The 16879-nt window shown below is 60.0% G+C and carries 20 protein-coding genes; 5 read left to right on the plus strand and 15 right to left on the minus strand.

The genetic code is table 11. The annotated features are described in order from the left end of the window. Positions 1 to 8: 8 nt before the first annotated feature. The 9 genes from tolB to ruvC form a co-directional block, all read right to left on the minus strand. Positions 9 to 1328, minus strand: coding sequence for a Tol-Pal system beta propeller repeat protein TolB (gene tolB / locus ACR0IP_RS10020; RefSeq protein WP_480525309.1), 1320 nt, complete (start codon positions 1326 to 1328; stop codon positions 9 to 11). Then, positions 1325 to 2428, minus strand: coding sequence for an energy transducer TonB (locus ACR0IP_RS10025; protein WP_480525311.1), 1104 nt, complete (start codon positions 2426 to 2428; stop codon positions 1325 to 1327). Before ACR0IP_RS10025 ends, tolB begins: the two co-directional genes overlap by 4 nt. 15 nt (positions 2429 to 2443) lie before the next feature. Further along, complete coding sequence (gene tolR / locus ACR0IP_RS10030) at positions 2444 to 2914, minus strand: protein TolR (protein ID WP_170462265.1); 471 nt, start codon at positions 2912 to 2914, stop codon at positions 2444 to 2446. Between the two features lie 2 nt (positions 2915 to 2916). Next, a complete protein-coding gene (tolQ, locus tag ACR0IP_RS10035; protein ID WP_170377803.1) occupies positions 2917 to 3612 on the minus strand; it encodes a protein TolQ in 696 nt (231 codons plus the stop codon). A gap of 107 nt (positions 3613 to 3719) precedes the next feature. Beyond that, positions 3720 to 4103, minus strand: a complete 384-nt coding sequence (gene ybgC / locus ACR0IP_RS10040) for a tol-pal system-associated acyl-CoA thioesterase (RefSeq protein ID WP_170377801.1) — start codon at positions 4101 to 4103, stop codon at positions 3720 to 3722. Further along, a complete protein-coding gene (locus tag ACR0IP_RS10045) occupies positions 4100 to 4723 on the minus strand; it encodes a hypothetical protein (protein ID WP_170377799.1) in 624 nt (207 codons plus the stop codon). Before ACR0IP_RS10045 ends, ybgC begins: the two co-directional genes overlap by 4 nt. 63 nt (positions 4724 to 4786) lie before the next feature. Next, the gene (gene ruvB, locus ACR0IP_RS10050; RefSeq protein ID WP_480525314.1) at positions 4787 to 5806 is read right to left on the minus strand and encodes a Holliday junction branch migration DNA helicase RuvB; all 1020 of its coding nucleotides are present in this window, start codon (positions 5804 to 5806) and stop codon (positions 4787 to 4789) included. 4 nt (positions 5807 to 5810) lie between these two features. After that, positions 5811 to 6488 (minus strand): Holliday junction branch migration protein RuvA, encoded by a 678-nt coding sequence (gene ruvA, locus ACR0IP_RS10055; RefSeq protein ID WP_170377795.1) that lies wholly within the window; start codon positions 6486 to 6488, stop codon positions 5811 to 5813. Beyond that, positions 6485 to 6982, minus strand: a complete 498-nt coding sequence (gene ruvC, locus ACR0IP_RS10060) for a crossover junction endodeoxyribonuclease RuvC (RefSeq protein ID WP_170377793.1) — start codon at positions 6980 to 6982, stop codon at positions 6485 to 6487. Before ruvC ends, ruvA begins: the two co-directional genes overlap by 4 nt. Positions 6983 to 7314: 332 nt before the next feature. Here ruvC and ACR0IP_RS10065 point away from each other — a divergent pair, with 332 nt between their 5' ends. Continuing rightward, on the plus strand, positions 7315 to 7530 hold the full coding sequence (locus tag ACR0IP_RS10065; protein WP_170377790.1) for a DUF1127 domain-containing protein: 216 nt from the start codon (positions 7315 to 7317) through the stop codon (positions 7528 to 7530). Between the two features lie 97 nt (positions 7531 to 7627). Here the strand turns inward: ACR0IP_RS10065 and ACR0IP_RS10070 are convergent, their stop codons facing one another. The 4 genes from ACR0IP_RS10070 to ACR0IP_RS10085 form a co-directional block, all read right to left on the minus strand. Further along, on the minus strand, positions 7628 to 7972 hold the full coding sequence (locus tag ACR0IP_RS10070; protein ID WP_170377788.1) for a hypothetical protein: 345 nt from the start codon (positions 7970 to 7972) through the stop codon (positions 7628 to 7630). Positions 7973 to 8080: 108 nt separating this feature from the next. Next, the gene (locus tag ACR0IP_RS10075; RefSeq protein ID WP_170377786.1) at positions 8081 to 8953 is read right to left on the minus strand and encodes a 50S ribosomal protein L11 methyltransferase; all 873 of its coding nucleotides are present in this window, start codon (positions 8951 to 8953) and stop codon (positions 8081 to 8083) included. Between the two features lie 66 nt (positions 8954 to 9019). Next, a complete protein-coding gene (locus ACR0IP_RS10080; protein WP_170477551.1) occupies positions 9020 to 10252 on the minus strand; it encodes an MFS transporter in 1233 nt (410 codons plus the stop codon). An 80-nt stretch (positions 10253 to 10332) separates the two neighbouring features. Beyond that, positions 10333 to 12528: a primosomal protein N' gene (locus ACR0IP_RS10085; protein ID WP_480525318.1), complete on the minus strand. Its 2196-nt coding sequence runs from the start codon at positions 12526 to 12528 to the stop codon at positions 10333 to 10335. An 88-nt stretch (positions 12529 to 12616) separates the two neighbouring features. Between ACR0IP_RS10085 and fsa the strand changes: the two genes are divergently transcribed. The 4 genes from fsa (at position 12617) to ACR0IP_RS10105 (ending at position 15895) form a co-directional block, all read left to right on the plus strand. Continuing rightward, the gene (gene fsa, locus ACR0IP_RS10090) at positions 12617 to 13270 is read left to right on the plus strand and encodes a fructose-6-phosphate aldolase (RefSeq protein WP_475208555.1); all 654 of its coding nucleotides are present in this window, start codon (positions 12617 to 12619) and stop codon (positions 13268 to 13270) included. A 198-nt stretch (positions 13271 to 13468) separates the two neighbouring features. Then, positions 13469 to 14176 (plus strand): DUF484 family protein, encoded by a 708-nt coding sequence (locus ACR0IP_RS10095; RefSeq protein WP_480525320.1) that lies wholly within the window; start codon positions 13469 to 13471, stop codon positions 14174 to 14176. Next, a complete protein-coding gene (locus ACR0IP_RS10100) occupies positions 14173 to 15093 on the plus strand; it encodes a tyrosine recombinase XerC (RefSeq protein WP_170691117.1) in 921 nt (306 codons plus the stop codon). Before ACR0IP_RS10095 ends, ACR0IP_RS10100 begins: the two co-directional genes overlap by 4 nt. A gap of 88 nt (positions 15094 to 15181) precedes the next feature. Then, on the plus strand, positions 15182 to 15895 hold the full coding sequence (locus ACR0IP_RS10105) for a CDP-alcohol phosphatidyltransferase family protein (RefSeq protein WP_170691115.1): 714 nt from the start codon (positions 15182 to 15184) through the stop codon (positions 15893 to 15895). Here ACR0IP_RS10105 and ACR0IP_RS10110 read toward each other — a convergent pair. Together ACR0IP_RS10110 and ACR0IP_RS10115 are read right to left on the minus strand one after the other, a co-directional pair. Further along, a complete protein-coding gene (locus ACR0IP_RS10110) occupies positions 15880 to 16347 on the minus strand; it encodes a hypothetical protein (RefSeq protein ID WP_170377775.1) in 468 nt (155 codons plus the stop codon). The genes ACR0IP_RS10105 and ACR0IP_RS10110 overlap by 16 nt on opposite strands. A gap of 76 nt (positions 16348 to 16423) precedes the next feature. Further along, complete coding sequence (locus ACR0IP_RS10115) at positions 16424 to 16879, minus strand: methylated-DNA--[protein]-cysteine S-methyltransferase (RefSeq protein WP_480525323.1); 456 nt, start codon at positions 16877 to 16879, stop codon at positions 16424 to 16426.

Consider the following 16879-nt stretch of genomic DNA (forward strand, 5'->3'; position numbering starts at 1 on the left):
GGCGGCGATCAATTCTGCAATGGCCCCCAGGACGGGTCGCTGCCGCCATCCGGCGTGCGCACGGGGCGCAGGTTTCGACCCGAGATATCCACGGAATAGAGCGTCGCCCGTCCACTTGCGCCCTGCGTCTCGCGGGTGAACATGATGACGCGGCCGTTTGGCGACCAGGTCGGGCCTTCGTCGAGAAAGGACGAAGTCAGCAGGCGTTCCTCACTGCCATCGGTGCGCATCACGCCGATATGGAAGCGGCCTTTGTTCTGCTTGGTGAAGGCAATCAGATCACCACGCGGCGACCAGACCGGCGTACCATACCGCCCCTGACCAAAGCTGATCCGCGTCGCTTCGCCGCCGTTTGCCGCCATCACATAAAGCTGCGGCGTGCCTGAACGGTCGCTTTCAAACACGATCTGGCTGCCATCCGGCGAATAGCTGGGCGCGGTTTCGATCGCAGGCGTGTTGGTCAGGCGGGTGCTTTGGCCTGAGGCCAGATCCATCCGCCACAGATCGGTATTGCCGCCCTGAATCAGCGAATACACAATCGACCGCCCGTCCGGTGAAAAACGCGGAGAAAAGCTCATGGTGCCGTCCTGCGTTTGCAGTTCGCGCCGCTGCACGCGGCCCACATCCAGAATATAGATGCGCGGGCTGCCGCTTTCGTAGCTGGTATAGAGCAGTTGCTCGCCTGTCGGTGAAAAGCGCGGGGCCAGAACGATGGCCGCGCTATCCGTCATATACTGAACGTTGGCCCCATCATAATCCATGATTGCCAAACGCTTGAGGCGCTGGTTCTTAGGGCCACTTTCAGATACAAAAGCAACGCGGCTATCGAAATAGGCGCCTTCACCGGTGATACGGCTATAAACCTGATCAGCAACCTTGTGCGCCATGCGCCGCCAGCCATCCGTGGTGCCCGCTAGCTGCAGACCGTTACCAAGTTCTTGCCCCGAGAACACATCCCAGACCCGGAACCGAACCGTCAGCCGCTTGCCCGAGACATTCACAGCCCCTGTCACCAAAGCCTGCGCGTTGATCGCTTTCCAATCGGCAAACTGGACCGGAGCGTCAAAGCTGCTGACCCGGCTGATGAACGCTTCCGAGGAGATTTCGCGGAACAACCCCGTTCCGGTCAGATCCGCCGCAACAACACGCGAGATATCGTTGGCGAACTGCGTCGCCGCCGGGCCGTCGGGCACGAAGTTGGGAACTGCAAACGGCATCGGCTCGATGATGCCTTCATCAATTTCCAACCGCAGGGGGCTGTTCTGAGCGTAAACCGGAGCTGACACCAGGGTCAGCCCAAGAAAGAGGCTGGTCAGAAGTTTCATCATTTGATCCGCATCCTCTCGGGATTGAATGTAATCTCAATATCCTGCCAGTGATCGTATTTGTCAGCCGGCAGATCATATCCACGCGCGCCGCAGCGCAAAATTGCGCGTCGGGCCGCCTGATAGGCTTGATTTTCGGCACCCGAAGCACCGCCAGAGCTGTTCAGCAACCGAATGCTCTCGCTGATAATCGTGCCATCACGATTGAGCGAGAACGCAACCGTCACTACAACGTTCAGCGCATCGGTCGACAGCGATCCGACATTCCAGCACCGCGACACGGCAACGCGCATCGCGTCTTTTTCACCGCTGGTGAGCGGTGGGCCGGCGGGTTCAGTTCCGCCCGCCAATGCCTCGGACAACGCGTCATTGATGGCGTCGCTATTGTCCGGCGCAGGCGTCGGCGTTGGGGTTTCCGGCGCCGGTTCCGGAGTTTCCGCAACCTCAGGTGCGGGTTCAGGACGGTTGGGCCGCACACGCGGGCGCGGAGAGGTCAGAGGCGCTGGCTGGTCGGTCTCTTCGGCCTCGGTCACGATCTCGGGCGCGGCTTCTTCAGGGGCCGTCTGATCTTGTTGCTCTTGCTGCGTCTCAGCGCCTTCGTACAGTGAGACCGGGGGCGTTTCCACCTCATCCGGTTCAGCCTCGGGCGGAGGCGGCGCGATGGCCTCGGGCGCGACACGCTCAGCCGGGCTGGGTTGCGCTTCAGGTCCCGGCGGCACCGGCAAGGCGGCCGTTTCCGGTTCCGTCAACGTCGGAGGTTCTTCGGGCAACTCAGGCTCAGGCTGAACCTCGACCGTTTCGGGAACAGTCTCAGGCTCCGGCTCTGCGGGCGTCACAGGCTCCGGGCGCGGCTGTTCTTCCGGTGTCACCTCAGGGGCGCTGACCTCAGATTCCGGCGCGTCGGGTTGTTCCAGAGTACCCGGAGACTCCGGCAGCTCAGGCGCATCGCGCTGCGCCGTGAGCGCTGCGAATTGCTCAGCCGAAATCACGGAAACATCCTGCACTTGTGTCGGCAGCGGCTCGGACCGGAAGGTGCCGCCGAACAACGCCCAGCCGATCAGGCTGACATGCGCAATCGCTGAAATCTTGGTGCCGGTATCCACCGCGCGACCCCACCTTTACCCATCGTCCAGCGTCGGCCCGCCGGTATCCGTCACCAGACCCACATTTGAAAACCCGCCCGCATTCAGTGCGCCCATCACCTGCATCACCTGAGCGTAGGGGATCGCCCCATCCGCCCGCAGGAAGACACGGTCACTGCTGCGTTCTGCCGCGATGGCGCGCAAGCGTCCAATCAGCTCGTCGCGCGCGATATCCGTGGTCTGTATCTGAATACGACCATCGGCGGTCAGCGTGACGGTCAGCGGTTCCTCACTATCGCCAGGCAAGGCGCTTGCGGCAGTCTTGGGCAGATCGACCGGCACCCCAACGGTCAGCAGAGGCGCTGCGACCATGAAGATGATCAACAGCACCAGCATGACGTCGACAAAGGGCGTGACGTTGATCTCAGCCATCGGCTGGGCGCGACCGCGCCGGCGTCCGCGCCTACGTCCGTTCCCGCCCGAGCTTTGCTGAACCGCTGCCCCCATGGTCAGCTATCCAACTGGCGCGACAGGATGGTGGCGAATTCATCGGCAAAGGCCTCATAGCCTCCAACGATCCGGTCACTATCCGCGCTGAGCTTGTTGTAGAAAATCACCGCCGGGATCGCGGCCAGCAGGCCCAGACCGGTGGCAAGCAACGCCTCGGCAATGCCGGGCGCCACAACGGCGAGGTTGGTATTCTGCTGCTCGGCAATCTCGATAAACGCATTCATGATGCCCCAGACCGTGCCGAACAGACCAATGAACGGCGCAGTTGAGCCAACAGTCGCCAAGATCGGCAGACCCTTCTGCAGTGTCTCAGCCTCTTTTGCGATTGCCACATCCATCGACCGGTCGATCCGAGCCGTCGCCCCGGCGATCAAACCTCCATCCGTGCGATGCGACCTGCGCCACTCGATCATGCCGGCCGCAAATATCTTCTCGGAACTGCCATCGGGCTGCGAGCCGATCTGCTCAAACAACTCATCCAGCGGGTTGCCAGACCAGAAGCTCTCATCAAATTTCTGCGCTTCGCGCCGGGCCGCGCGATAGTTGATGAGTTTCTGAATGATGATGCCCCAGGACCAAATCGACGCCGCGATCAGCATCAGCATCACCAGTTTTACGATAAAGGTCGCGCGGGCATACAGCCCCCACATGGAGAAATCGATCTCCTGCGCCAGCGCCAGCGTTTCAGCTTCCATGAACCTGCTCTTTTTTGCCTGATGGCCGTTTGTTTGGCCTTGTTTTGCCAAACGCTAACGCAGTTGGGGTTGAAAAGCCAACAGAACCACCCCGGGCTGCGAAAATGTTACATCAATGCGCGAATCTCTGCCGGGAGGCGGATCGGTTTGCCGTCTTTATTGATGCAAACCGCCGTGACCGAAGCGCGGAAAATATTGGTCTCACCCCGTTTCACAAGCTGCGCCATGGTCAGGCGCACGCCGGAAATCTCGGTCACTTCTGTTTCGACGATCAATTCGTCATCAAACTTGGCAGGCGACAGGTAGTCAGCCTCGACCCGCCGTACGACCCAAACGATCCCCTCATCCCGCATGGCGTTCTGGTCATTGCCCAAACGACGCACCCAGTCCGAACGCGCGCGTTCGATGTAGCGCAGGTAGTTCGCGTGATAGACGACTCCGCCCATGTCGGTGTCTTCATAGTAAACGCGAACCGGAAAGATGTGCTTCATTGCGGCAGCTCCAACCGGGCAAACAGGCGCAGCGCGTGCGACGCATCATGCGCCGCCCCCGGCAAGATCGGATCGTAAGCGGCCCGGATCAGACCCGCAATATCCGGGCGCAGAATCGTCGCCTCGCCCGCCACAGCCAGAGCTGACTGGGTTCGAAACGCCGTATCCGACCAGAGCAGAATGGTTTGAACTACTTGACTGAGCGCCAGAGTCTCGGCAGGGACTTTGGATAGTTCTTTATCCATGCGCAGGAATACGAAGGCCGCGCGGATCGCGCCGTCTTCTTCGAACCGGAAGATGCGGTACTGATTGGCATCCGCAGCGACCAGACGCTCAACCAAAGGTGCCAGATCGGGGACAAGGCGGTCCAGATCCGGGACCTCCAGCAGTTCCTGCCAGTCGCGGAAGAAAAAGACCATGCAATTGGCGCCCAGCTCTGGATCCGTCTCGGCCATCTTGTGACCGGCCAGCGTCACCACGGCCTCGAAAGCGCCCTTGACTGTTGCCAGCGTCTCATCCTCGACACCGAAAACGATCGGTACGATGGGGCGACCCCACCGCGCAAACAGGAACTCTCCGCTTTCGCGCGTAAACAGCGCCTCGATCTCGTCCGGTGTCACGCCCAGCCCTTCATCTTTTCAAAAATACTCTCGCCGAAGGCATAAAATCCCTCAGCGCCAGCCTCAACCAAACAGATCGCTCTGACCCTTTGGTGCAGCCATACCCAAATGCGTCCACGCCTTCTGCGCCAGCATCCGCCCGCGTGGCGTGCGTTGTATCAATCCCTGCTGCAGCAAATAGGGCTCGATCACTTCCTCAAGCGAGTCGCGACTTTCCGATAAGGCCGCCGACATTGTCTCAATCCCAACCGGACCACCGCCATAATTCTCAGCGACCAGTTTCAGATACCGACGGTCCGCGCCGTCCAACCCGAGATGATCGACGCCCAAACGTGTCAGCGCGCCATCAGCCAATTCGCGTGTAATCCGCCCGTCGCCTTCGACGATTGCAAAGTCCACCACGCGCCTCAGCAAACGGCCTGCGATCCGAGGCGTCCCACGCGACCTGCGCGCAATTTCACGCGCGCCGTCGTCGTCTGCTGGTGCACCCAGTTTGCGTGCGTTGCGGCTGACGATCTCGTGCAATTCATCGACCGTGTAGAACTGCAACCGGGTCGGAATACCAAAACGGTCGCGCAGCGGCGTGGTCAGCAGACCCATCCGCGTGGTGGCTCCAACCAGCGTAAACGGCTGCAACTCGATCCGAACGGTACGAGCAGCCGGGCCTTCGCCAATCACCAAATCCAGCTCAAAATCTTCCATTGCAGGATAGAGAACTTCCTCGACCGCCGGGTTCAAGCGATGGATTTCGTCGATGAACAACACGTCCCGCGCTTCCAGATTGGTCAGGATCGCCGCCAGATCGCCCGCCTTGGCCAGAACCGGACCAGAGGTCATACGGAAGTTCACCCCTAGCTCACGCGCCATAATCTGCGCCAACGTGGTTTTCCCCAAACCCGGAGGACCATGGAACAGCGTATGATCCATCGCCTCGCCGCGCTGTCGGGCGGATTGGATGAAGATGCTCAGATTTGCACGCGCCTCGGCCTGACCGATGAACTCATCCAGCCCCTGCGGACGAAGGGCGCGGTCATTGTCCTCGGGCAGAGGGTCAGGCCGCAGCGTGGGATCGGCGTCTACCATTCAATCACCCTTTCGGAGCCAGCAGCTTGAGCGCCGCGCGGATCAATTCAGCCTCACCCGCGTCGGGCAGATTGGCCGCCGCCTCCGCCACGGCCGAGGCCGCCTCGGATGGGCCATATCCCAAATTCGACAAGGCCGACAACGCCCCCGCAGAGGCCGCCGCCGATCCCGAGGTCGGTTTCGCAGTCCGTTTGGGTGCTGGTTGCGGCTCGACGGTTTCAACAACCTCCAACGCGGGGCCGTTCATCGCCTCGGTCACAGTGCCGCCCATCGCCATAACCCCCGGGGCCTTGTCCTTAAGGTCTAACACAATGCGCTGAGCGGTCTTCGGACCGACCCCCTTGGCAGCCTTCACCGCACCCCAATCGCCCAAAGCAATCGCGCGGCTTACACCATCCGGCCCCAACGCGCTGAGAATGGCCAGCGAGACCTTGGCCCCGACGCCCTGAACCGAACACAATAGTCGATGCCATTCTTTCTCGATCAGGGAAAGAAACCCGTAAAGCTGCATCAGATCTTCACGCACGACCATATCGGTATAGATCGAGACCGCCTCACCCACGCCCGGCAACGCAGCCATGGTCCGGTCAGAGCAATAGACGATGTAACCCACGCCCCGCACGTCGATCAGGATGTGATCTGCGGCGCGATAGTCCAGACGCCCTGTCAGTTTACCGATCATGCCCTCACCTCTTTCACACGCGGCTGTTGTGTCTTGCCGTAATACGCATGACAGATCGCGATCGCCAATGCATCCGCCGCATCCGCGCCCTTGGGCAGACACCCCGGCAACTGCAGCTTGACCATGTGCAGGACCTGCTCTTTCTCGGCATGCCCAACGCCAACGACGGTTTTCTTGACCCGGTTCGGAGCGTATTCCCCCACAGGCAGCCCGGCCTGTGCCAACGTCAGCAAGGCCACCCCACGCGCCTGACCCAGTTTCAGCGTCCCGGCACCGTCCTTGTTGACGAAAGTTTGCTCGATCGCAGCTTGGTCGGGCCTATATTCGGCGATGACCTCGACAATCTGATTGTGCAGAGACAGCAGCCGCTCGCCCAGATCATCCCCGTCGGATTTGCACAAACCGTTCGAAACGTGGCTCAACCGGCTGCCATTTGATTCGATGACGCCCCATCCCAGGGTCCTAAGCCCCGGATCAATGCCCAGAATTCGCATGCTTCGCCTCAGCCCGCTCGGGTTTTGTGATCTTTTTTCAACGGATAGCACGAAGCGTGAACATTTTCCAAGCGAATTGACCCTAAGCCTGAAAACGACACCGCCATCCTGCGCGCGACACAAAGGACGGTTTGCGACTTCGAAAAGTCTGAAATCGACACTTTTATGAACCCATTTTAATCAAGTTTTTAAGGTGCTTACAGATTCAGCAAGCGTTGCAAAAACTGCATAGGACACATGCAAAAAATGCTATTGCGCGAGCAAATCTTCGACACTAGATGCCGCTCAGATCGCAAGATCAAATGTTCACACAAACCAGAAGGAAACAGGATATGGCTGCACTGGACTCGACCCGCATCGCCACCACTGGCTCATTCGGCCTCGTTGGCCGTATCGGCGCATTTTTCACATCGGTTACACATGCCGCCGCCGATTGGAACGACGCCCGCGTAACACGCAACGTGCTGACCGGTCTGAGCGACCGCGAACTGGATGATATCGGCCTGTGCCGCGGCGACATCGACGTCATCGCCGAAGGCCGCCGGTAAGACGACCCTCTCGCTATACGCCCCTTTCTCCTCCCTGTGGGGCACAAAGAAACACCGCGAGCCGAAAGGCCGCGGTGTTTTCTGTTTCAGCTGGTGCTTAGTAGAGAACTTTGTTGAGCTGAACCGAGAGGAACTGTGAAACCGGGTCGATCTGCATGATCCAGGCGCCTGCCTGTTCGACCTGTGTGCCCTCTTTCAGGCTGTCGATGCGGTATTGATATCCTGAGGGGCCGAGGCTGGACAAAAGAAACGCTTTGAACGCGAAAACTGCCAGCAGAGTAAACAGCAGAACTTTGGCCGGAACCGCAGAGCGGACCCTTTGCGGCTTCATCACTACCAAGCCATCTTTGCGCATCGTCGCGCGATAGCCTTTGCTGAGCTTCGAGTGCTTCTTGTTCAGACGCTGAACGCGCTGATCAAATTCCAGTTGTTTTCCCGCCATGGCAGCCTCCACAAAACCGCCCCCCATCAAAATGATTAAAAAAGGGTAAGCATAGATTGCGACAAAAACGTGGCGCGAATCTAGAAAACTCCTGTAAATAGCCCTGATTTAGCCCTGTTTACTTAAGATTAGCGTCGTCCATTCACCAATCTCACCTCGATGATGCAGATTGAAGCCATTCTGGGAATAAACATTCACCACATCATCGGCCTGTTCGTTCAGGATTCCCGACAGGATTGCATAGCCCTCCGCCCGCAGATTCGCCGAGATTTCCGGCGACAGAGCGACCAGCGGACCCTTCAGGATGTTGGCGAAAATCAAATCATAGGGCGCGTGCGCGTTCAGGTCCGGGTGATCGAAGCCAGCGGCCTCGACACAGTGAACCTGACCGGACATGCCATTGGCCTTCAGGTTCGCTTCGGCCACATCGACGGCAACCTGATCAATGTCACTGGCGATGATGTCCCCTTCCCAAACACGCGCAGCTGCCATGGCCAGCACGGCAGTCCCACACCCGATATCGGCGACCTTGCTGGCCGAGAACCCTTCGTCCAGCAACTGATCAAGCGCCTTTAGACAGCCCAGAGTCGTTCCGTGGTGGCCGGTACCAAAGGCCATCGCGGCCTCGATCAACAGGGGGATCCGACCTTCGGGCAGCTTGTCGGCGTCGTGGCTGCCATAGACAAAGAAACGGCCCGCCTCGACCGGGGCCAGTTCACGGCGCACATGGGCAACCCAATCGGTTTCGGGCAGCTCGGATACCACAAAGGGCTTGGCCTCAAAGGCCGCGGCCAGTACGGCCAGCGCCGTCTCATCGGGGGCTTCGGTGAAATACCCACCAACCTCCCACAGGCCCGAGCCATCTTCGACCTCGAAAACGCCAACGCCAGTGGGTTCGGGATCCAGACGCTCCATCGCTTCGCCAAGACCTTCGGCGGGTTTCTTACCAGTCAGCGTAGTAAGAGCGGTGAATGTGGGCATAGGGGCCTCCTGTCTGGGTCAGGACAGCGCCTAGGGCGTGGGCCCGCCAAGGTCAAGCTCTTGCGCCTATTCGGCGGGTGCCGGCGCGTATTTGGTCAGGATGGTCTCATTGCCCGGCTCAGGATGGCGCGGGATCAACAGAGACAGAGCAAGCGAGATCATCGCCATTGCCGCCGCCAGCGCAAACACCGCACCGGGTGAGGCCACCCAAAGCAGCCCAAGCAGCGCAGGCAGAAACACCGCGGCGATATGGTTGATGGTGAACGCCACAGCGGCCGTTGGTGCGATATCGGCGGGATCGGCGATTTTCTGGAAGTAGGTTTTCAAGGCCAAAGCCAGCGCGAACAGCACATGATCGATCACATATAGGGTCGCGGCCAGAACTACGCCCCACCCAAACCAGTAGATGCCACCATAGGCTGCGAAGACAATCGCAAGCCCGGCGTATTCGAAGATCAATGTCCGACGCTCGCCAAATTTGGACACCGCTTTGCCCAGCATCGGAGCCGCAGCCATGTTGATCACGAGGTTGATCAGATATAGGCTGGTGAGTTCGTGGACCTCGAACCCGAATTTCTCGACCATCATGAAGCCCGCGAACACCACAAAGATCTGACGGCGCGCGCCTGCCATGAATTGCAGCGCGTAATACAGCCAATAGCGTTTGCGCAGAATCAGCTTTTTGGTCTGCGGCGTCGGCGCGTCGAATTGCGGATAGGCCAGCAGGCAAAACAGAGCCAACAGCGCCGTCGCACCGCCCGCCATCATGAAGACGAAGTTATAGGACAGGTCGAACCGATCCCAGGTCAGGACGATCAACCCATAGACCACTGCCGTCGCCGCCGAGCCCATCGCCACAAGCCATCCCAGAATCTGTGGCGCACGGTCCTTTGGTAGCCATTGCAACTGCAACGACTGGTTGACCGTCTCGTAGTAGTGAAATCCGATCGAGCTAAAGAGCGTTACGAATAGCAGCCCACCAAGGCTTGGGAACCATGCAGTCACCGCCGTCGCCACGCCCAGCATCATCAGCGAGATCATGGCCAGCACCTGCTCCCGCACAAAGATGATCACAGCGATCACACCGACGGCCAGAAAACCCGGTATTTCCCGCACAGTGTGCAACAAGCCAATATCTGCGCCATCGAAATTCGCCACTTCGATGACGAAGTTGTTCAACAGCGCGCTCCACCCATTGAAGGCAATGGGCATGGTCAACGCCATCATGAACAGCAGCGTGATCGGGCGCCGCCAGAACGGCAGGCTTTGCGCCTCGGAAAGTGGCATGGGTTTCAACATGCGACTCCCTCTACGCCGATTTTTGCGCTTTGGCGAGAGGAGAGATCCCAGCGCACATCCGCTCTGCGCCTGTGCAGAGGTCAGTAAAAGTTCTGCGGGTCGATATCGACGGTCAGGCGGATATCCCCTTTCAGGCGCAGCGGCGCGATCCAGCGGGCGATGGCGTCCTGAATGGGCGCGCCCTTGGGGGCCTTGACCAAAAGGCGTACGCGATGCCTGCCCCGGATGCGGGCAATCGGCGCAGGGGCCGGACCAAAGACCTGAGCGCCAATCTCGCGCAGCGGCGCATCATTGCGCGCCATCGCATTGCCGATATCGAAGACCGGAGCGACCTCGGGGCCAGACAGCACGATCCCCGCCATGCGCCCATAGGGCGGCACACCAGCGGCCTGTCGACCAGCGGCCTCGGCTTTCCAGAAGCCTTCTTCATCACCCGATAGAATGGCGCGGATCACCGGATGCTCGGGCTGAAACGTCTGCAACAGCGCCTGCCCCGGCTTTTCCGCGCGCCCCGCACGCCCCGCCACCTGTCGCATCAGTTGAAACGTCCGTTCTGCCGCGCGCAAATCTGCGCCATGCAGGCTGAGATCGGCATCAATGACCCCCACCAGCGTCAGCCTGGGAAAGTTGTGCCCCTTGGCCACCAGCTGCGTGCCGATGACGATATCCGCATCCCCGTCGGCGATCTCTTCGATCTTGGCCTTCAACGCACGGGCCGAGCCGAACAAGTCGGAGCTGAGCATTGCGATCTTGGCCTCGGGGAAAGTCGCCTCGGCCTCTTCCGCCAGCCGTTCGATCCCCGGGCCGACCGGGGCCAGTTTCCCTTCGACCCCGCAAGACGGGCAAGTATCTGGCATCGGTTTGGTCTCGCCGCATTGATGGCACATCAGGCGCTTGAGGAACCGGTGCTCGACCATCCGCGCGTCGCAGTGATCGCAGGCAATCTGTTCCCCACAAGCCCGGCACAAGGTCACCGGCGCATAGCCCCGGCGATTGATGAACAGCAGTGACTGTTCACCCTTTTCGATCCGCTGCCGCACCGCCTGCCGCAAGGACGGAGAAATCCACGTCCCGGTCTGCATTTGCTCGGCCCGCATGTCGATCGGCTTCATCTCGGGCAGCACCGCCGCCCCGAAGCGCGAGGTCAGATCCAGCCGCTCATACTTGCCCGCCTCGGCATTGGCCCAGCTTTCCAGCGAGGGCGTCGCGCTGGCCAGAATCACTCGCCCGCCGCAAATGGCCGAGCGCAGAACTGCCATGTCCCGCGCGCTGTAGTGCACGCCGTCTTCCTGTTTGTACGAGGTATCGTGCTCCTCATCGACCACAACCAGACCCAAGTCACGGAATGGCAGGAACAGGGCCGAGCGCGCACCCACGACAAGTTGCGCCTCGCCCTGCCCGACCATCCGCCAGACCCGGCGACGCTCGGTCATCGTAGCCCCTGAATGCCACTCAGCCGGGCGGGCACCAAACCGGGCCTCGACTCGGGTTAGAAATTCGGCCGTCAGCGCAATCTCAGGCAGCAGAACCAGCGCCTGCCGCCCCATGCGCAGAGCTTCGGCGATGGCCTCAAGATAGACCTCCGTCTTGCCCGAACCGGTCACACCTTTCAGCAGCGTTGTGCCGTAGGTGCCGGTCCGCTGGCCCGCCTGCAGCCGCGCCACGGCTGCCGCCTGATCCTCGGTCAGGTCTTTACCGGGCAACTCGGGATCGAGATGGGGGTATGGTAAATCGCGCGGGCTGTCCTCTTCCCGAACCGCGCCCAGTTTGACCAACCCCTTGACGACAGAGGTGGTTACCCCGGCCTGCTCGGCCAGTTCCTTCAAGGTGAAGGCCAGCCCGCCATACTCTTTCAACACCTCAAGCACCCGGGTGCGGGCATCGGTCATCCGATCCGGTTCAGATGCACCCAACCGGTAGACCTTACGCATCGAGGGCGGATCCCCCAAGCCCGGCGCGCGGGTTGCAAGGCGCAGCATCGCAGGCATCGGTGTCAGCGTGTAGTCCGCCACTTTCCCCAGAAACACCCGCATCTCTTCGCGCATGGGTGCAACTTCAAGTACCCGGATCACGGACCGCGCCTTGGCCAGATCGAACCCGCCCTGCCCCGGCCCCCAAACCACGCCCAGCACCTTGCGCGGCCCCAATGGCACCTCGACAAACGCGCCTAAAAAGCACCCACCTTCGGGCGCTTTGTAATCCAACGTCCGGTCCAGCGGCTGCGTGGTCAGCACCGCAACCAGCTCTCCTTCATCGAAAAATCCGTTAGCGCTCACAGCATATCCTATGCAGGGGGTTCCAGCAGGGGTCTCTTTGAGGTAAAGCCATCCGCGACCAAGGCCAACCCATCAAAGGACTGCCCGCATGAAATTCTTCGTAGACACTGCCGAGATCGACGCCATTGCCGAACTGAACGACCTGGGCATGGTGGACGGCGTCACCACCAACCCTTCGCTGATCCTGAAATCAGGCCGCGACATTCTGGAAGTCACCAAAGAGATCTGTGATCTGGTCGACGGCCCCGTGTCCGCCGAAGTTGTCGCCACCGAGGCCGACGATATGATCGCGGAAGGCCGCAAGCTGGCCAAGATCGCGCCAAACATCGCCGTGAAAGTACCGCTGACATGGGCCGGTTTGAAAACCTGCAAAACCCTCAGCGACGAAGGCCAGATGGTTAACGTGACCCTGTGCTTTTCGGCCAATCAGGCGCTTTTGGCCGCCAAGGCAGGCGCAACCTTCATCTCACCCTTTATTGGCCGTCTGGACGATATCAACCTCGACGGCATGGACCTGATCGCCGATATCCGCCAGATCTACGACAACTACGGGTTCGAAACCGAAATCCTCGCCGCCTCGATCCGTACCGTGAACCACGTGACCGACAGCGCGCGCATCGGTGCCGACGTGATCACCGCACCGCCCGCCGTGATCAAGAAACTGGCCGACCACCCGCTGACAGATAAAGGTCTGGAAACCTTCCTGGCAGACTGGGCCAAAACCGGTCAGAAAATCCTCTGACCCTTTGCACGACCGCGCGGTGCCTGTCGGCACCGCGCCCGGCCCAACTGTGCGGGGCTGATCTTTGATCGGCGCCAAACAGGCGGGAGCGCTCCGGACACAGCGCAAAACGAAATCCACCCTGACGTGCATTTTTCCCGAGGTAATTCCGGTTGGCCGTGCTATAAGCCACCAAAACAAAAAACGACCGGACGGGACATGAGCAGCAACGCAAAACTCGAGGACAACCTCCGAGCCGCGATTCTGGCCAAGCCTGATGCTTTGCTGGATGACAAAGATCTGATGCAGGCACTGGTAGACGCCAATGAACAGGCCCGAGGCGACAACGTCATCGACCTGCGCGGCATCGCCATGCAACGGCTCGAGGCCAGACTGGACCGCTTGGAAGACACGCATCGGTCTGTTATCGCCGCAGCCTATGAAAACCTGGCTGGGACCAATCAGGTCCACCGCGCCATTCTGCGGCTTCTGGAACCGGTCGAGTTCGAAGACTTCCTGCGCGTCCTCGGCCAGGATGTCGCCGAAATCCTGCGGGTCCAGCGCATCACACTAGTGCTTGAAACCACCGCCCTTATGGACGATCCCGCCATCGACAAGCTGGGCGGCACGCTGACCGTTGTCGAACCCGGCTTTATCGACCAATACCTCACCTATGATCGCGGCGGTCCTGCGCGCGACGTCATCTTGCGCGAAATCCAGAAGCCCAACCAACGGGTATTTGGCACTCTTGCCGCTCAACTCAGGTCAGAAGCCTGCCTGAAGCTAGATCTCGGCCCCGGTCGCCTGCCCGGTCTGATTGTCATGGGGGCCTCGGACCCGAGGCATTTCACGCCGCAACTTGGCACCGATCTACTGTCGTTCTTTGCTGGCGTGTTCGAACGCTCGATGCGCCACTGGCTGTCGTGAGCCTGATTTCGCCAGCTTGCCGAGATGCGCTCCAACATTGGTTGGAGAGCCTGGGCGCGCTGGCAGGGCGGTCTCAGAACACCCAAAACGCCTATCGCGGGGATGTGACTGATTTCCTGTCGTTCATGACCCTTCACCATGGGGACCGCCAGGGCATCGCCGCGCTCGAACGCATTTCTGTCTCGGACATGCGCGCTTGGATGGCCGATCAACGCCAAAGCGGTGTGGGCGCGCGCTCTCTGGCCCGAAAACTATCAGCCGTCAAAAGCTTCTACCGTTGGCTGGCCGAGCGTGAAGGGTTCGAGCCAACTGCCGTTCTTTCAACCCGCGCGCCGAAATTCACCAAAAAGCTGCCCCGCCCTTTGGCCGAGGACGCAGCTCGCGCCATGATCGAAACGGTCGAGCTGCAATCCAGCAATGACTGGATCTCAGCCCGTGATGTGGCTGTTGTCACGCTGCTCTACGGCTGCGGATTGCGCATCTCCGAGGCGCTGTCTCTGACCGGCGCAGATGCCCCCCTGCCAGCAACCCTGCGCATTACAGGCAAAGGCGACAAAGAAAGGATCGTCCCGGTTCTTCCAGCCGCGCGCGAAGCGGTGGACCACTATCTCCAACTCTGCCCGCACCCGAAATCAGACAACCTTGCCCTGTTTCGCGGTGTCCGGGGCGGAGCGCTAAATCCCCGCGTGATACAAGAGGTTATGTCGAAGGCCCGCATGCAGCTCGGCCTACCCGCGACCGCGACGCCACATGCCATGCGGCATAGTTTTGCTACGCATCTGCTCTCAGCCGGTGGGGACCTGCGCGCGATTCAAGAGCTTCTGGGCCACGCCTCTCTATCCACCACCCAGACCTACACGGCCGTCGATACTGCCCGCCTGATGGAGGTGTACAACCGCGCCCACCCAAAGGCCTGAGGTTCAAAAGCACGGCATCCTCAATGTCCTTGCAACCAAACTGTCTTTTTGCTTTGCATCTGCCCCTCACATCCTTCATGACACGGGCATGACACTTAGATTCAAAGCGCTTGCCGTTCATCTTTTCACCGCAACCGGAGCCGTTTTCGCCATGCTCGCCATGCTGGCGGCCGTGGATGAAAAATGGAGCCTGATGTACCTGTGGCTTGTGGTGTCCTTCATCGTCGACGGCATCGACGGCCCCTTGGCCCGCCACTATCACGTCAAGAAGAACGCGCCCGAATTTGATGGTGTCCTGTTGGATCTGATCATCGACTACCTGACCTATGTGTTCATACCGGCCTACGCGCTGTTCAAATCCGGCTTGATGGATGGCTGGACCGGATGGTTTGCGATCATCGTCATCACATTCGCCAGCGCCATGTACTTTGCCGACACGCGGATGAAGACCAAGGACAACTCGTTCTCCGGCTTCCCCGGATGCTGGAACATGTTTGTCATTGTGATCTTCGCGCTCGAGCCGAACTTCTGGGTCAGCCTTGTCCTGGTAACCCTTTTGGCTATAGCCATGTTCCTGCCGCTGAAATTCGTCCACCCTGTCCGCACTGAGCGTTGGCGCAACGTGACCCTGCCCATGGCACTGGCCTGGACCTTCTTTGCAGGATGGGCGGCCTGGGTTGATTTCCACCCGGAAAGCTGGGCGCATTGGGGGCTGGTTGTGACCAGCCTGTACCTGGTCTTCGCAGGCATTGCGCAGCAGATCATTCCGCAACGCAAAAGCGCGGATTACAAAACGTCCTGAACCTCAAACTCAGTCCCGTTATGGGTGAAGACGTCGCCAGCCTGCAGGCCAATCATGGCCAGATAAATCGGGCTCTGGGTTGAGATACCCATATAGGTCTTGCCGTCCACATCAAACCGAGTGGTCGAGACGCAAACAACAAAACGGCGATTGTTGAACTTGATGACCGCGCCGGGCTGAACCGTATCAGTGATACCGAAATTGGTGTTTTCGATCACGTCGATCTTGGCATGATGCGCATGTACCGGCGCGTCGAACGCCGCTGCAAGGTCCGCATTCTCGCGCGAGGCTGCGATATCATCCTTGTCATGCCCCTCTCGATCATCCAGTTGGGCATCTTTCAGAAAGGCGTCGTAATGTGCCTGGGCCGTGGCCAGTTCCTGCGCCTCCAGCGACATCAGGCGGTCAATGATGGCTTTCTTTTCTGCGGCGCGTTCTGCTTGGTCGGTCATTCAATGGGATCCTTCGAACTCTCCTTTTGAAACAAGGTGAGGCTCGAGACGTTGGAATGCAACAGGTTTTCACCGATCAGATCAACAGACCCGCCGCCTTTTCGTGCAGCAACAGGGCCACTTTGGTCTCAACCCCGCCAACGCCTGAGAACCCGCCCAACCCATTGGCCGCCAGAACACGATGGCACGGAATGATGACAGGGATCGGGTTCGCCCCACAGGCCTGCCCCACCGGCTGAGGCGGCTGCCCCAGTTCCCTGGCGATATCCCCATAAGTGCGGGTCTCGCCGAGCGGGATCGCGTACATCAAATCACAAACCTGCCGCTGAAACTCGGACCCTGAAATATGATAAGGCAGATCGAACCGCTCAAGCCGCCCGTCATCATAGGCCTTCAACTGTGCCGCCGCTTCACGCAACAAAGGTGTCTCGGGCCCGTCGCTCACGCCGCCCCACACAAGACGCGTAATCGCCCCGTCCTGTTCCTCAACCCCAAGACACCCAAATTGGGTCCGTACTGCAATCATCGGCAT

The sequence above is a fragment of the Ruegeria sp. AL11 genome (assembly GCF_056540865.1).